Origin of the sequence: Variovorax multivorans (assembly GCF_051216835.1) — a bacterium.
GTDB lineage: Bacteria > Pseudomonadota > Gammaproteobacteria > Burkholderiales > Burkholderiaceae_C > Variovorax.
This window is the reverse complement of record NZ_JBPJZL010000012.1, coordinates 179,229-193,003: the sequence shown is the minus strand read 5'-3', so window position 1 is coordinate 193,003 and position 13,775 is coordinate 179,229. Positions and strand designations below refer to the sequence as shown.

15 protein-coding genes and 3 pseudogenes are annotated in these 13,775 nt (G+C 65.7%); 16 read left to right on the top strand and 2 right to left on the bottom strand.

Features of this window, described 5'->3' with window-relative positions:
• Window positions 1–115: 115 nt before the first annotated feature.
• The 4 genes and pseudogenes from ACSFCA_RS27910 to ACSFCA_RS27895 all read left to right on the top strand — a co-directional run.
• Window positions 116–268: pseudogene (locus tag ACSFCA_RS27910) on the top strand (JAB domain-containing protein); the annotation flags it as partial.
• Window positions 269–910: 642 nt separating this feature from the next.
• Complete coding sequence (locus tag ACSFCA_RS27905) at window positions 911–2,911, top strand: ParB/RepB/Spo0J family partition protein (protein ID WP_435461779.1); 2,001 nt, start codon at window positions 911–913, stop codon at window positions 2,909–2,911.
• Window positions 2,912–3,154: 243 nt separating this feature from the next.
• A complete protein-coding gene (locus ACSFCA_RS27900) occupies window positions 3,155–3,604 on the top strand; it encodes a thioesterase family protein (protein ID WP_435461778.1) in 450 nt (149 codons plus the stop codon).
• A gap of 589 nt (window positions 3,605–4,193) precedes the next feature.
• Window positions 4,194–4,499 carry a DUF736 domain-containing protein gene (locus tag ACSFCA_RS27895; protein WP_435461777.1) on the top strand — a complete coding sequence of 102 codons (306 nt, stop codon included), beginning with the start codon at window positions 4,194–4,196 and terminating at the stop codon, window positions 4,497–4,499.
• A 54-nt stretch (window positions 4,500–4,553) separates the two neighbouring features.
• On the opposite strand, the gene ACSFCA_RS27890 is transcribed toward ACSFCA_RS27895, so the two are convergent.
• Window positions 4,554–5,378, bottom strand: coding sequence for a DUF6988 family protein (locus ACSFCA_RS27890; RefSeq protein ID WP_435461776.1), 825 nt, complete (start codon window positions 5,376–5,378; stop codon window positions 4,554–4,556).
• A gap of 426 nt (window positions 5,379–5,804) precedes the next feature.
• Here ACSFCA_RS27890 and ACSFCA_RS27885 point away from each other — a divergent pair, with 426 nt between their 5' ends.
• The gene (locus ACSFCA_RS27885; protein WP_435461775.1) at window positions 5,805–6,152 is read left to right on the top strand and encodes a DUF2958 domain-containing protein; all 348 of its coding nucleotides are present in this window, start codon (window positions 5,805–5,807) and stop codon (window positions 6,150–6,152) included.
• A 45-nt stretch (window positions 6,153–6,197) separates the two neighbouring features.
• Here the strand turns inward: ACSFCA_RS27885 and ACSFCA_RS27880 are convergent, their stop codons facing one another.
• Entirely contained in the window at window positions 6,198–6,488 is a 291-nt protein-coding gene (locus ACSFCA_RS27880; protein WP_435461774.1) for a helix-turn-helix domain-containing protein, read from the bottom strand.
• Between the two features lie 196 nt (window positions 6,489–6,684).
• Between ACSFCA_RS27880 and ACSFCA_RS27875 the strand changes: the two genes are divergently transcribed.
• From ACSFCA_RS27875 to ACSFCA_RS27830, 11 genes and pseudogenes are all read left to right on the top strand, one after another.
• On the top strand, window positions 6,685–7,026 hold the full coding sequence (locus ACSFCA_RS27875) for a DUF2958 domain-containing protein (protein ID WP_435461773.1): 342 nt from the start codon (window positions 6,685–6,687) through the stop codon (window positions 7,024–7,026).
• Between the two features lie 102 nt (window positions 7,027–7,128).
• On the top strand, window positions 7,129–7,374 hold the full coding sequence (locus ACSFCA_RS27870) for a transcriptional regulator domain-containing protein (protein ID WP_435461772.1): 246 nt from the start codon (window positions 7,129–7,131) through the stop codon (window positions 7,372–7,374).
• Window positions 7,375–7,387: 13 nt separating this feature from the next.
• The gene (locus tag ACSFCA_RS27865; RefSeq protein ID WP_435461782.1) at window positions 7,388–7,927 is read left to right on the top strand and encodes a DUF2285 domain-containing protein; all 540 of its coding nucleotides are present in this window, start codon (window positions 7,388–7,390) and stop codon (window positions 7,925–7,927) included.
• 92 nt (window positions 7,928–8,019) lie between these two features.
• Window positions 8,020–8,325 carry a helix-turn-helix transcriptional regulator gene (locus ACSFCA_RS27860; RefSeq protein ID WP_435461771.1) on the top strand — a complete coding sequence of 102 codons (306 nt, stop codon included), beginning with the start codon at window positions 8,020–8,022 and terminating at the stop codon, window positions 8,323–8,325.
• A gap of 25 nt (window positions 8,326–8,350) precedes the next feature.
• Window positions 8,351–9,175: pseudogene (locus ACSFCA_RS27855) on the top strand (replication initiator protein A); the annotation flags it as partial.
• A 200-nt stretch (window positions 9,176–9,375) separates the two neighbouring features.
• Window positions 9,376–10,125 carry a ParA family partition ATPase gene (gene parA, locus ACSFCA_RS27850; RefSeq protein WP_435461770.1) on the top strand — a complete coding sequence of 250 codons (750 nt, stop codon included), beginning with the start codon at window positions 9,376–9,378 and terminating at the stop codon, window positions 10,123–10,125.
• A complete protein-coding gene (locus ACSFCA_RS27845) occupies window positions 10,122–10,385 on the top strand; it encodes a ribbon-helix-helix protein (protein WP_435461769.1) in 264 nt (87 codons plus the stop codon). Before parA ends, ACSFCA_RS27845 begins: the two co-directional genes overlap by 4 nt.
• A gap of 65 nt (window positions 10,386–10,450) precedes the next feature.
• Window positions 10,451–10,900, top strand: a complete 450-nt coding sequence (locus ACSFCA_RS27840; protein WP_435461781.1) for a DUF2840 domain-containing protein — start codon at window positions 10,451–10,453, stop codon at window positions 10,898–10,900.
• Window positions 10,897–11,430 (top strand): S26 family signal peptidase, encoded by a 534-nt coding sequence (locus tag ACSFCA_RS27835; protein ID WP_435461768.1) that lies wholly within the window; start codon window positions 10,897–10,899, stop codon window positions 11,428–11,430. The genes ACSFCA_RS27840 and ACSFCA_RS27835 overlap by 4 nt, the downstream gene beginning before the upstream one ends.
• Before the next feature lie 133 nt (window positions 11,431–11,563).
• A pseudogene (locus ACSFCA_RS36545) lies at window positions 11,564–11,851 on the top strand (hypothetical protein); the annotation flags it as partial.
• Entirely contained in the window at window positions 11,806–13,755 is a 1,950-nt protein-coding gene (locus tag ACSFCA_RS27830; RefSeq protein WP_435461767.1) for a DUF3363 domain-containing protein, read from the top strand. The pseudogene ACSFCA_RS36545 and the gene ACSFCA_RS27830, both read left to right, overlap by 46 nt.
• Window positions 13,756–13,775 lie beyond the last annotated feature (20 nt).

Sequence of the window (13,775 nt, the reverse complement as noted above, 5' to 3'; positions counted from 1 at the left end):
TGCGGCGCGCCGGGCTACTCGCCTCTGAAAGAGGCTTGGGCTGCTCGGGCAGTTCCCAGTGTTCGGCGACTCGTCAGATCAGGCAACCCTGTTGACACTCTCCAATGCAACCTAACATCCATCGGGGGTCGCCGACCCGTCCCGGGCCGATGAACACCTGACGCAGACGCTGAAGGCGGCGCTGGCGCTGGTGGACGTGCGGGTGCTGGATCACCTGATCGTGGCTGGCAGGGACGTTCTGAGCTTTGCGGAGCGCGGGCTGCTGTGAGACAAAGGGCCTGCGGGCCCTTTGATTCATTCATCGTCTTGCGCGCTACGCGCGTGGTCTCGGAGTTCTCCAGGGGACTGGCTAAAGCCAATCCCCGCCGCGCAGGCTTGGCGCCCCTCGATACCGCCGACCAGGCGGCGCCTGATCGGCCAGCCCATGGTGCCGATGCGCGCTGCGCGCTTGTTCACTTCCAGCTAGGCGTGCCTGCAGCACGCGGGGGCGCTCGCCGCGCGGCCGTGGGTTCATCGCTCCCCTGGCCGTTGGCCGGGTTTCCGTCTTTCCCCTCCTTCATCGCTGATCCCGCGACCGTAGCCGCCGGTGCCTGGCCGTCAAGGCGCGCAGGGCCGTGTCCTCGCCTGCGGCTGCGGGCCGCACCAACCCTGCGCTTGTTTCCTTGACGGCCAGTCCCCGCCGGCCCGGTTTTTCGCGGGCGATGAACTCAGGAAAGACGGCGGCAACGGCGACCAGCCCAGGTCACTGCGCCGAACCCACCGAAGCCAACACCGGGCTCCGAATCTTGGAATCCGGCTGGTGTGGGAAACCACAGGAGAGCCGCGCATGCAGACACCGACACCTTGAATCCCTTCCCCTTTTCCATCTTTTCACTTTCAACGTCCCGGCACGGGACAGGAGTTTTTCACTATGAACACCTCTACCCTTCACGAAATCACCGCCATCGCTTCCGCTGTCGCAGCCGTCGTGGCCTCGCAGGAACTGCTGCTGATTCCGCTGTCCAAGCTGCGGCCTTCCAGCCGCAACGTGCGCAAGAGCGGAGGCACGTCCATTCCCGAACTGGCGGCGAGCATCGCCCGCGTGGGCTTGCTGCAAAACCTCAACGTGGTGCTGGCCGCCGATGGCGAGCACTACGAGGTCGTGGCCGGCCGCCGTCGCCTCGCCGCGCTCAAGCTGCTGGTCAAGCGTCGCAAGCTCGCCAAGGACTTCGAGGTGGCCTGCCTGCTGGGGTCCGATGCGGCGGCACGCACCGTCAGCCTGACCGAGAACGTGCAGCGCGAAGCCATGCACCCGGCCGATCAGTTCGAGGCCTTCGCCGATCTGGTGGCTGAGGGACGGCCCATCGAGGACATTGCCGCCGACTTCGGGGTGGCGCCCTTGGTAGTACAGCGGCGCTTGAAGCTCGCCAACGTCTCCCCGCGCCTGCTGGCCGACTACAGGGCGGACGCCGTAACGCTGGAGCAGTTGATGGCGCTTGCCATCACCGACGACCATGCGGCGCAGGAGGCGGCTTATTACGAGTCGCCGCAGTGGCAGCGTAACCCGGAGGCGCTGCGCGACCACCTCACGCACGAGGAAATCGATGCGAACCGCGACGCGCTGGCGAAGTTCGTGGGGGTTCAGGTCTACGAGCAGGCGGGCGGCGCTGTGCGGCGCGACCTGTTCGCGGATGAACAGAATGGTATCTTTCTCACGGACGCGGCCCTGCTGGAGTCGCTGGCGAAAGACCGGCTCGCGCCGGTGTCCGAGCAGGTGCAGGCCGAGGGCTGGGGTTGGGTGGACATAGCTCCGCGTGCCACCTACGCCGATTTGCACCAGTTCCAGCGCATGCGCAGCAAGCGGCGCGAACCGAGCAAGGCCGAGGCCAAGCGCATCGCCAAGCTCGAAGCGCAGCAGGGCAAGCTGCAAGACCGCCTCGACGACGAGAACGACGACATGACGGACGAGCAGGCGCAGGCCACGCAGGACGAGATGGACAGCCTGGGCAACGAACTCGAAGCCATTGAACGCACGCTGGTGATCTATCCCCCGCGCGCGATGACGACGGCAGGAGCCGTGGTGTCGCTCGACCACATGGGCGGCGTGATCGTGCATCGCGGGCTGCTGCGCGAGGAACAGGCCAAGGCGTTGCGGGAGCAGGAGCGCGATGAGCGCAGTGCGGATGACGAAGCCGAAGGGGGCGGCGAACAGCAGGAAGCCAAGCTCTCCATTTCTGAGAGGCTGGTCAAGCGCCTGAGTGCCCATCGCACCGCCGCCCTTCAGGCGGAAGTTGCGCGGCACCCGCAGGTGGCCTTGGTCGCCGTGGTGCACCGGCTTGCATTGCGCGTCATTCATGACGCGCACTACGGTTCGCCCATCAACATCACCGCCAACCTGCAAGACCGTCTGGAGCAGTACGCTCCAGACGTCGCAGAAGCTCCGGCTGCTGTGGGCATGCGGCAGGTGCGGGAGGCCTGGGCTGAACGCCTGCCCAACGACTCGGAAGCGCTGTTCGCCGAGTTGCTGGCAATGCCACAGCAGGAACTGCTGTCGCTGCTGGCGGTGTGCGTGGGCTTCACGGTAACGGCAATCGCTTCGCGTGAGGACGAAGCCCCGGCTGCTGCACTGGCGCAGGCCGTGGAACTGGACATGCACGCGTGGTGGACACCGACCGCAGCGGGCTATTTCGATCACGTCTCCAAGGCCAAGGTCCTGGAAGGGGTGCAGGCCTTCGCGACTGGTGAGGTGAACCGGCTCGGCAAGCTCAAGAAGGCGCAGATCGCCAGCGAGGCCGAGCGGCTGGCTACCGGCACGGGCTGGCTGCCGGCGATGTTCCGCGCCCAGGAGGCAGCGGCGATTGACGCCGCCGAGCCGCATGCCGAGGCACAGGCTGACGCCGAAGCGTGGGACGACGAGCACGCGACGGCGTAGTCCTCATGAGTCCCCGGCCGCGAGGCCGGGATCGAATAAATCAGCGCGACGCGCGCGGCAGGTCTGCCGCGCGCGTTTTGACTTCCGGAACGCGCAAGCCCTCCACTCCCTGAATGCTCCCCTACGCCGGCGTTCGCTGCGGTGGGTTGGGGATGCCTGCTGGACACGGGAGCATCGAACAGCACCGATCGCCTGCAATCCAGCGCGCTGATCGAGCCTTCGAAACCCCACCCGGATACCCCTATGAACCACCAAGGCGTCAGCGAGATATTCTTTGAAGAGTCCTACACCGTGCCAGCGGACCAGACGGCGAAGTCGCTGTTTGCGCGGCTTCCTCACGGAAGCGGGTATGCGGAGCGACTGATCGAATGTCTTGCTACCGGGTACCTCGTGGCGGTGATCGAATCCATTTGCATCCGTGAGATGCAGCAGCACGTCGATGCTGCCGCTGAAGTGGTGGTCGGCCGAACCATCCGCATCGACCACCGGGGCCCGATCCCGCCCGGGTCGCCCCTGCGGCTGCGGGGATGGCTCGAACGGCTGGGAGATCGGAGCGCGACATTTCGCGTTCAAGCCCACGATGCGCACGAAATCGTCTGCGAGGCCACTGTCACACTGGTGGCCGCGCAGCGGGCACATCTGGATTCGCGCATCGCGACAAAGGTTCTGGCACTCCAATGCCCTGGAACCTAGAAAAGACCCGCTCCGCCGTTTGCGGAGCGCAGGACACGACTCAGGTTGCTCGATGGTGGTACGTGCCGTCCTGAATAAAGCGGGTAGGCAGTCCGCCATGACGGCGTTGGCTCACAGAGGGCGTTCCCATGCGCAATTTCCTTCCACGCTGCAGATGCCGATCCGCTGGCCCGCGCCAATGCGGCGGGATCGTTCTTCCGTGCTCCTTGCTCGTCGACATGGACCTGGTCTGCGTCGGGAGCAGTGCCGAAACGCTGTTGCGACGATGAGTGTGCTGGGGCCATGCGTCCTTTCGCTGCAGGATCACACCCACAGCGGCCTTGTATTTGTCGTGAATCCTGGCGAGGGCACGGCGGCGCTGCACTTCGTTTCGCGCCGCCTCGGGCATGTTCGCCGCAACCGTCCAGCCCGACAAATTTCCCCGACCTGCGGTCTTCCTCGCGAGGCAAATTTCTCGGGCCTCCCGGTCCTTCACTGCGTTGCGGCCCCTTCGCTTCGCTATGGGATGCGGCGCGCCCGGACCCTCACCCATCGGATCACGCCAAGGCCGCGATGGGCGCGACCTGGTCAACTTCAAAAGGACTTCATCATGGCCAACATTGGCACCTTCACCGCACAGAACGACAGCTACACCGGCACGGTTCGCACCCTGACGCTCAACGTCAAGGTCAAGATCGTGCCCAACGACAAGGACAGCGAGAACGCTCCTGACTACCGCATCGTCGCCGGCAACTTCGAGATCGGCGCGGCGTGGAAGAAAATCAGCCGGGCCGAACGCCCCTACCTGTCGGTGACCCTGGATGACCCGTCGTTCCCGGCGACCATCTATGCCCGCCTGGTCGAAGGCGAGGACGGCGCGCACAACCTGATCTGGTCGCGCAGCAAGGGCGACTGAACGTCGCCCTCGGCGCCCCGCCGGTGGCGGGGCGCTTTTTTCTCTGTCGGCCCGCTACTTCAACAGGTCGGGCAGGCAGTCTGCGAACGCAGGCTGGATCTTGCTCATGGGCTTGGCGACGGCTTCGTCCCACGTCAGGACCGCCAGGGCCATGGCGGTCATCGTGAGCAGTCCATTGGAGTTGCGCAGGATCTGCAGGGCCAGGTGAACCGGGAAGCCCTCGGCCAGCCGGCGCAGCGGATGGATGCCGCCATGCACGAAAGAGTTCATGGCATGCCAGGACACGTCCTTGAAGTGCGCCAGCATCTGGTGCGCGGCCGCGGGCACGCTGGGTCCGACACGCTTTCCGATCTGCTCGATCATCTCGCTGGCCGATGGGAGGTTCTTCGCGGCCTGCTCGCTCTCAATGGTCAGCGGTGCGGTGAGCTTTTCGATGGCCAGATCGCTGGCCGCGTACTGCAGCCACATGGCGCGAGTCAAGGCCTCGAACTGAAGCCGCATCAGCCCGACCGCCGACGTGGCCAATCCCATCGCCATCAAGGCGCGCAGGCTGAGACCGTGCTCCAGCGCAACGGAACACATGCCGAAGGCAGCCTCACCACGAGGTGAGGGATCAAACTCGGCGCCGTCGAGAAGGTTCAGCAGGGCTTCATGCAGTTCGTCGGAACGACGGAGCATCACTTCCAGGGCATCGTCGGAGGTTTCTTGTTGGGGGGCTTCCATACAGGCATCGTATTCGCTCCCTGCAGGTCTGCGCGTCAGCAGATCGGCACAGGCGGGCACCCGACTCACGGCTTTGCGGATGTTGCCAAAGAAGTAAACCCGTATCTGCGCCTGCTCGCCAATCAGCTTTTGCGACTTTGCGGTTCTACGGTTCAACTGCGATTCGTGAAGGCGAATTTGCGCTTCCAGGGCTTTGTTGAATGACGCATTGCTGGCTCTACGACTCTCCGTATATCCGTCATTGATTCTGAGAGTCTTCGTGCGTCGCCGGCGATGCCGGCCGCGCTGTCGTGCTGCGCATCGAGCCGCCCATGGCGTCTCGCCCCTTCGGGCTTCCATCACTGACGCCTTCGCGCCTATCGGCGCTGCGCGCTGCGCTTTCCAAATCAGGTGTGTGGCGCTGGTGGGTGGGGCTGGCTTGCTGTTCCCTTAACCGTATCACGCCGTTCTCACCGTCAAGGTCTGCACGTGCTGTGCACGCTGGCGTCCTGGCGGCCGTCTCTCGAACCCTGACGGCTGCGCTGCGCCGTGCTGCTTCCGGTCTCGGGCAATCCCGCCCTGATTCCTTCCAAGGAGAAGACCATGACGAAGCTCATCACCGACGAACAACGCGCGCTGCTGCTGGCGAACGGCCGGCAGTCCCACGAACAGGAAAAATTCGATCCCGCTCCGGTGGTCAAACTGTTCACCCCGGACGCCGGGGCGACCTGGCTGCTGACCGAGATCGACCCGGACGACCACGACCATGTGTTTGGGCTGTGCGACTTGGGGCTGGGCTACCCCGAGCTGGGGTGGGTCAGCCTCGCAGAGATCGCGACCGTGCGCGGCCAGCTTGGCCTTCCCGTGGAACGGGATCTGCACTTCAAAGCGCAGAAATGCTTGAGCGCGTATGCGCGAGAGGCGCGCCTCGCCGGGCGCGTCGTAGTCTAGCCGCGGTGCATTGGCCGCCGGCGATATTCGGCGGCCAATCTCGGCTCAATCTCCGTCCTTCGGCAGACGCGCTTCGGTTTCCAGCATCAGTTCGCCAGCGCTACGGCCCAGCGCCCGCGCGATCTTCAGGATCATCGCCAAGGTCGGCATGTGCTCGCCGCGCTCGATCTTGCCCATGTGCGAACGCTCGATACCGGCCTGGTGCGCCAGGGTTTCCTGGGCAACGCCGTCCTCGGTGCGCAGGGCGCGCACCGCATCTCCAAAGGCCCGTGCCGGGCCTGCCTCAAACGTCGTCGCGCCGGTCGGCCGCCCGCGCTGTATTCCCTGCTTCTGCATAAACAGAAGCGTTACGTTTTAAAGCAATTAAAACCACGTTATCTTTAACTCATAAAATGCCGCGCCGAAAGCGTTTTCGGTTGTAGTGCTGAAAAAGACGGCTTCCTACCGCCCGGTAGGAAGCGTCTGGGCGTCGCTTCTGGGACTTGCTTTATGCCTCCTGCGAATTAGTATTTAACTGCCTCACGCGAAAACCATGACTTTCCTGACCGAAGAACAGCGAAGCCGGCTACTGGCCAATGGCGCAGCGCGGGCGCGTGGCGAAACCATCGATCCGCTGCCCGTGGTCAAGCTCTACACCCTGGACGCTGGGGCCGTCTGGCTGTTGACTGAGCTCGATGCCGATGGAGATAGAGCCTTTGGACTGTGCGATGCCGGCACCGGCAGTCCAGAGCTGGGGCAAGTCACTCTCTCGGCACTCGAAGGCGTTCGCGGCCCGCGCGGCATGCGCATCGTGGCCGATCCACACTTCAAGCCGCGCCAGCCGCTCTCGGGCTACCTGGCTGACGCACAGCGAGACGGATCGATTAACGACTGACGCGCTGCTGCGACGTCGCCAATCGCGCGGCAAAGGGTCGCCGCAAAGGCGACCCCGCTTTCCCTCGCCTGTGGCAGCGTTCCTCCTCTGAAGGAGGATTGCATGTTGAAACCTGACCCCGAAGACCTGCCCCGCGCGCCGTGGGGCATGTCGGCCGCCTATCTTTACGTGCTGGACCTCGACGACTCGGGCGTCGCATGGGAATACTTGCGCCGCCATCCGGATTACGGCTCGGATTGGGCGCGTCGCAGGCGCGTGGTGTCCTTCGCCCGCTGGGGGTTGCGATGTCGCAGAAGATCCCGACCTAGACGGACGCAATGCGCAGCCGCTGTGGCTGTCGTCCTCTGACGGCTTGCTGCATGTGCGTGCTGCACACGCCCACAATGCGGCAACTCGTCGATTCGATCTCTGGCGCATTCCCGGCCGCAAGCGCCTGGCGCTTGACGGTCACGATCTAGCGCTGACTGCCGACCACAGCGCACAGCGCATGCGCTTGTCGCTGTCAGGGGCCTTGGTCGACGGCGCCGCCTACGCGGGCACCGTGCCGCTAACGCCGCGCCTGCGCAGCCAGCTCGACACATTCAACGCGCAGGCACAGGCCCTAGAAGGCCATGCGCCGCAGTTGGATCCCGCGCGGGCAGTGACACGCTCCTCGCTGCTGCACCTGCGCGCCCTGCAGGCGCTTGATGCTTCGCAGGCGGGCGCGTCGCATCGCGACATCGCCCAGGCCTTGTTCGGCCTCGAGGCCGTCGTCCTGCGTTGGCACGAGGATGGCGAGCTGCGCGCGCAGGTGCGCCACCTGCTGCGACGCGCCGAGACGTTCATGGCCAGCGGTTACTTGGCGTTGGCCGGGGTCCACCATCCCTCAGCGAATCACCCCGGAGACGAACCGGTACGCTGAATCTTTCCCTGCCCTGATCGGGCCTGGTTCCCGAGACTGCCTCCATCGGGCCGTGAATGGTTTGCGGCCCATCGACAGCGATGGAGGCCGTCATGGCAGTTGGCAGTTCTTTCCCTTCCCGCACGACGGCCGCGGCTGCGCCGCAGCCCCCTGCGGCTTCGGCGGTCCAGGCGGCTCCCGCCAATCCCGAGTTCCTGACCACGGACGAAGCCGGCGCATTCCTGCGGCTCTCACCGCGCACGCTGGAGAAGCAGCGCGTGCTGGGCGGTGGTCCACGCTTTCGCAAGTTCGGCGCACGCGTGGTGTACGCGGCTGCCGACCTGCGTGCATGGGCCGACAGTCACACCTACGGCATGACTTCAGATCCCGGCTACGTGCAGCGCGACTCCGTCCGCTGAATACCGCACGAGGGGAAACCGCCGCATGTCGAAGCGCCACAGTGAACGCGAACAGCTCACGCTGTTCCGCGCACTGCCGCACGGCGACATGGCGTTGCGCGATGCGCAGGACCTGATGGCCTACCCCTTCTTCTCTCTGGCTAAGTCACCGCGCATCGTCCCGATCCGCTTCGAGGCCGGCAGCATTTCGCTCACTGTCGAAGGCGTGCCCGAGCACGGCATCGCCACGATCTGGGACGCCGACGTGCTGATCTGGGCTGCCAGCCAGATCATCCAGGCGAAGAAGGAAGGCATCGCGCCTTCGCGTCTGATGGTAGCCACGCCTTACGAGATCCTGCGCTTCGCGCAGCGGGGTACCGGTCGCAGCGACTACCTGGCGCTGCGCGCCGCGCTGGACCGCCTGCAGTCCACCACCGTCGCCACGACGCTACGCCAGCGCGAGCGCCCGAACGGCGGCAAGCGCGTGCACCGCTTCTCCTGGATCAACGAGTGGAAGGAATACATCCGGCCCGACGGGCGTTCCGACGGCATCGAGCTGATCCTGGCCGACTGGTTCTTCACCGGTGTGATGGACGAGGCCCTGGTGCTCACGCTCGATCCGACGTATTTCCGGCTTTCCGGCGGCATCGAGCGCTGGTTGTACCGGCTGGTGCGCAAGCACGGCGGCCGACAGCCTGCAGGCTGGCGCTTCGAGATGCGCCACCTGCACCTGAAATCCGGAAGCCTGCAGCGCCCTTCCGACTTCGCGTTGCAGGTGCGCCAACTCGCGCGGCGCCAGGCGCTGCCAGGCTACCAGCTGTCCGTGGAGCGCAGCGGCGGCATCGAATGGCTGGCCTTCCGGCCCGGTCCGGCCGAGCCTTCCGAGACTGACTTATCCACAGCTTCTGTTGAAGAACCTGTGGATGGCATGGGGATGGGCTCGGTGGATCGCCCGCACGACCCTCGGTGGATCGCCCGCAGAACTATCGGTGGATCGCCCGCACCGATCGACCGGGAAGCCGCGCCCAGTAACGGTTTCTGGCCTCCCTAAACATCTAAAGGGATACATAAATGGAATTCACGCGCGCGCGAATCGAAGCTGCTCAAAAAGTGGGCAATGCCTCGCCGGAGGCCGTCCGAACAGCCGAAAACCGCTTGCCAGGAAGACGAAATCAACCTGGCAAAGTGATCGCGCTGCTCAACCAGAAAGGCGGCGCGGGCAAAACCACGCTCGCCACGCACCTGGCCGGCGAACTGGCGATGGCGGGAAGCCGCGTGACGCTGCTCGACGCCGATCCGCAGGGCTCGGCCCTCGACTGGGCGCAACGCCGGCTCCAGAACGGCCAGGGACGGCTCTACGGCGTGTTCGGGCTGGCCAGGGACTCGTTGCACCAGGAAGCGCCGCAAATCGCATTGGAGGCGGACTTCGTTGTGATAGATGGCCCGCCGCGGGTCGCCGCCCTCGCGCGCTCTGCGCTGCTGGCCGCCGACCTGGTGCTGATCCCGGTTCAGCCGAGCGCCTATGACGTATGGGCCAGCCACGAGATGGTGGCGCTCATTGCCGAGGCCCGGGTGTTCAGGCCGCAGCTTCGCGCGGCCTTCGTGATCAACCGGCGTGTGGTCGGCACGGTGATCGGCCGCGAAGCCCGCGCCGCCCTGGCCGACCAGCCGTTTGCCGCGCTACAGACCGAAGTGTCGCAGCGCATCGTGTTCGCCGACAGCGTGGCTGCTGGTCGGCTCGCATGCGAAGCCGCGCCGAAGTGCGCCGCGGCGCGCGAGATCGCGGCGCTGGCGCAGGCTGTGCAAGAGATGCTGCGATGACGGCATCCGCGTCATCTGCAGCGCCGAAGCGGGCATCCATCGGCCGCAAACCTGCCGCCGACCCGGCCTCGACCTGGGTGCGCCAGGCCGATGCAACAGAGATCGTCGCGAAGACGTCGATCTATACCGCGCGCCTCACCGTCGACGTGACGCCGGCGCTGCGGGGCCGCATCAAGGTGATCGCTTTCGAGCGCGGTGCTACGGCAGCCGAGATGCTGCGCGAGCTGCTGGAGCGCGAATACGGCGGAGGCCAGTCATGACGCAGTTGCTACCTTTTACCGTGCAGACTTGGCCCCAGGCCGCGCTGCCGCCTCGGCCTGTCAACATGCGGGTCTCGCTCGCCTTCGTCGAGCATCGCGTGAACGTCTGGCTGCGCTTCGGCCAACCGGTGCGCGAGACGGTACTCGACCGCTGGCGGCGCGTGGCAACCTTCGAGCCCAACACGGTGTGCTGCCGCGTCAAATGGATCGGCAACGACTACGGCACGGCACTCTGGCAGCTCATGGTGCTGCAAGCACCGATGCCGTTCGATGGCGCTCAGCGCATCGCAGGCGTGGTGCCTGGCGCACGCATTCTGCTGCGCGCTGATGGCGAGCAGCAGGTCAAGGCGGTGCTCGAAGTGATCGACGCCATCGAAGCGCTGGGCATAGAACCGGCCGCGGTTGCCGCCACGTACTGGCGCACCGTTGGCAACCGACTGGCTGCACGCCAGCCGCTGCCGGACTACACCAGCGAGCGGCATGCGGCGCATCTTGCGCGCGGGGCGCTGCGATGAGCCGGCGGGTACTTTTCGCCGGCATGGGCGTGGGCTTGGCTGCGCTGTGCGCGCCGGCCTTCATGCCGATGACGGTGCATGAACGTGTGTTCGTGGTCTACAACCCGACGGACAGCGTGCCGCGCGGCTGGTACGGGGTCGGCAGCATCGACAGCGGAATTGCGCTGCACGTCGGCAGCATCGTGCTGGCCCGCCTCCCTGTCGACGTAGCGGCCTTCGCAGGACAACGCGGCTACCTGCCGATCGGCGTGCCGATCCTCAAGCGTATCGGCGCCATCGCACCGCAGTCGGTGTGTGTTCGAGAACAGGTCGTGCTGATTGATGGCGCGGTGGCGGCGACCGCACGCACACATGACGGCGCGCGCCGGCCACTGCCTGCTTGGCGGCATTGCCGCCCTCTCGCTGGCGGCGAACTATTCCTGCTCAGCGACACGAATCCGGCGTCGTTCGACAGCCGCTACTTCGGCCCCATCCCCGCCTCTGCCGTGCTCGGCATCGCGAGACCGCTGTGGACTTGGAGCACGCCATGAGCCCTGCCCTATCGCGTCGTCAAACATGCCGCCGAACCGTAGCTGAGCATGCGCTCGCGCTGCACTCCGTCGTGCAGGGAGCGCGTCGCCAGCGTGCAGCACGCGCTGCACCGCCGCTGCCTCACGGGCAGCGTTGCACACCCGGTGCGCGGCTGGCGGCAGGTCGGAGCCGGGAGCGGATGCGGAAGGCGGAGACGGAGGGCCAGATAAAGGGGGTGGCACGTCGCGCCCCTCCAAGTCAGTCTGCACGTGGGTTTGCGGCGGCACCGCAAAGGGTCCTGCGCGTGCCGCGCAGAGCCTGGAATCCGCATGCCAGCGGCGTCAGGCGCGTGCCGTCTTCGACGCACTGCGCCACTGGGCGCTGGAGTCTTCGCCATGGCCGGCGCTGACGAGGACCGCTTTCGCGTCAAACCCGCGGCGCCTAAGTCGCCCGGTGGCCCGCGTTCGCAGCGCTTTGTATCGCAGGTCCTCAAGCAGGTATCGAAGACCGGCGCAAAGTCCTCCGGCAGGATCCCTGGCAGACCCGCCAACACGTTCGGACGCGGCCGCGTCGCGGCCTCCATGGCCGGCCGACGCCTGGGGCCGAACGCGCGGCGTGTGGTCATCAAGTCCCGCTTCGTCGTGCTCCGACGTGCCAGCCCGAACTCGGCAGCCGTGCACCTGCGCTACATCGAGCGCGACGGCGTCACACGCGATGGGGAGAAGGGCCAGGCATACGGCGCCGACACCGACGCGGCCGACCTCAAGGCCTTTCAGGAGCGCGGGCAGAACGACCGCCACCAGTTCCGCTTCATCGTCTCGGCCGAGGACGGCCTGGAGCTGGAAGACCTAAAGGGCTTCACCCGCCAGCTGATCCGCCGCATGGAGACCGACCTGGAGACTCGACTGGACTGGGTGGCCGTGGACCATTGGGACACAGACAATCCGCACACCCACATCGTGCTGAACGGCCATACAGGCGGGCTCGCAAGTGCAAGGGAGGATCTCGTGATCGCACCCGACTACATGGCCCACGGCATGCGCCTGCGCGCCAGCGAGATCGCGACCGAATGGCTAGGGCCGCGCACCGAGGCGGAGATCCGCCAGAGCCTGCTGCGGGAGGTCGACCAGCAGCGGCTCACCAGCCTGGACCGAGCATTGATCCGGCAGGCTGGTGCCGATGGCGTCGGCCTGACAGGTAACTCGCAAGACCAGCCACGTCAGAACGCACTGCGGGCGCGGCTGCAGCGGCTCGAAGGCATGGGCCTGGCCGAAAGGATGAATGCCCACCGCTGGAAGCTCCAGCCCGGGATGGCCTCCACACTCGACGCCATGGGCCAGCGCGAAGATGCGCTGGAGACGATTCGCCTTGCCCTAAAGGGCCAGCGGCGGGAATGCGTGGTTGATGAGCGGCCGACCTCCCCCGTCATCGGTCGGATCGTGGGCAAGGGCTTGTTCGACGAACTGCACGACCGCGGCTATCTGGTGGTTGATGGCATCGACGGACGGGCGCACTACCTGAAGCTGCCAGTTGGCACCGACCTCGCAGAACTGCCCGTACGCGGCATCGTGGAGGCGAAGCCGCCAGGCCAGGAGAAGCCGGTGGATCGCCACATCGCGACCGTCACGAAAGACGGCATCTACGCGACCGCTGACCACTTGGCGCAACTGAAGCGCGCCAATGACCGAGACCCGCAGTCCACCGTCGATGCACACGTGCGCCGACTCGAAGCGCTGCGCCGCGCCGGCATCGTGGAGCGCATTGCCGATGGTGTCTGGACGGTGCCGCCCGATCTGCTGCAGAAGGCCCGAACGTATGACGCGCAGAAGAATGTTGGATTGGTGATCGAGCTGCGATCGCATCTGCCCATCGATCGGCAGGTGTGCGCCCTCGGCGCTACTTGGCTGGACAAGCAACTGGTGGGCCCCGATTTGGGCTTAACCGGTCAAGGCTTTGGGGCTCAGGTGCGCGCGGCGATGCACGAGCGCGTGGATTTTCTTGCTACGCAGGGACTTGCCGAATGGCGTGGTCAGCGGGCCGTTCTCGCGACCAGCCTTTTGGCAACACTGCGTGACCGGGAGCTTGCCGAAGTTGGCAAGGCACTTGGGAAAGAGACTGGGCAAACATACCGCGCGGTACAGGACGGCGGACAAGCTAGCGGCATCTATCGGAGAAGCATTCAGCTTGTGAGCGGCAGATTCGCAATGCTCGACGACGGAGTGAGCTTCAACCTCGTGCCGTGGAGGCCAGTCGTTGAGCGCCGATTGGGACAGCAAGTGTCAGCAATCATGCGCGGACAGTCCATCACTTGGCAGTTGGAACGAGGGCGAAGCATCGCCATTTGAGGCGATAACTAAATCTCAGC

Excerpts from the sequence above, each read along its gene's own strand:
- ACSFCA_RS27905 (WP_435461779.1), top strand. The coding sequence starts at position 911 with ATGAACACCTCTACCCTTCACGAAATCACCGCCATCGCTTCCGCTGTC.
- ACSFCA_RS27830 (WP_435461767.1), top strand. The coding sequence starts at position 11,806 with ATGGCCGGCGCTGACGAGGACCGCTTTCGCGTCAAACCCGCGGCGCCT.
- ACSFCA_RS27900 (WP_435461778.1), top strand. The coding sequence starts at position 3,155 with ATGAACCACCAAGGCGTCAGCGAGATATTCTTTGAAGAGTCCTACACC.
- ACSFCA_RS27840 (WP_435461781.1), top strand. The coding sequence starts at position 10,451 with ATGCGGGTCTCGCTCGCCTTCGTCGAGCATCGCGTGAACGTCTGGCTG.
- ACSFCA_RS27845 (WP_435461769.1), top strand. The coding sequence starts at position 10,122 with ATGACGGCATCCGCGTCATCTGCAGCGCCGAAGCGGGCATCCATCGGC.
- ACSFCA_RS27860 (WP_435461771.1), top strand. The coding sequence starts at position 8,020 with ATGGCAGTTGGCAGTTCTTTCCCTTCCCGCACGACGGCCGCGGCTGCG.
- ACSFCA_RS27875 (WP_435461773.1), top strand. The coding sequence starts at position 6,685 with ATGACTTTCCTGACCGAAGAACAGCGAAGCCGGCTACTGGCCAATGGC.
- parA (WP_435461770.1), top strand. The coding sequence starts at position 9,376 with ATGGAATTCACGCGCGCGCGAATCGAAGCTGCTCAAAAAGTGGGCAAT.
- ACSFCA_RS27885 (WP_435461775.1), top strand. The coding sequence starts at position 5,805 with ATGACGAAGCTCATCACCGACGAACAACGCGCGCTGCTGCTGGCGAAC.
- ACSFCA_RS27835 (WP_435461768.1), top strand. The coding sequence starts at position 10,897 with ATGAGCCGGCGGGTACTTTTCGCCGGCATGGGCGTGGGCTTGGCTGCG.
- ACSFCA_RS27880 (WP_435461774.1), bottom strand. The coding sequence starts at position 6,488 with ATGCAGAAGCAGGGAATACAGCGCGGGCGGCCGACCGGCGCGACGACG.
- ACSFCA_RS27895 (WP_435461777.1), top strand. The coding sequence starts at position 4,194 with ATGGCCAACATTGGCACCTTCACCGCACAGAACGACAGCTACACCGGC.
- ACSFCA_RS27870 (WP_435461772.1), top strand. The coding sequence starts at position 7,129 with ATGTTGAAACCTGACCCCGAAGACCTGCCCCGCGCGCCGTGGGGCATG.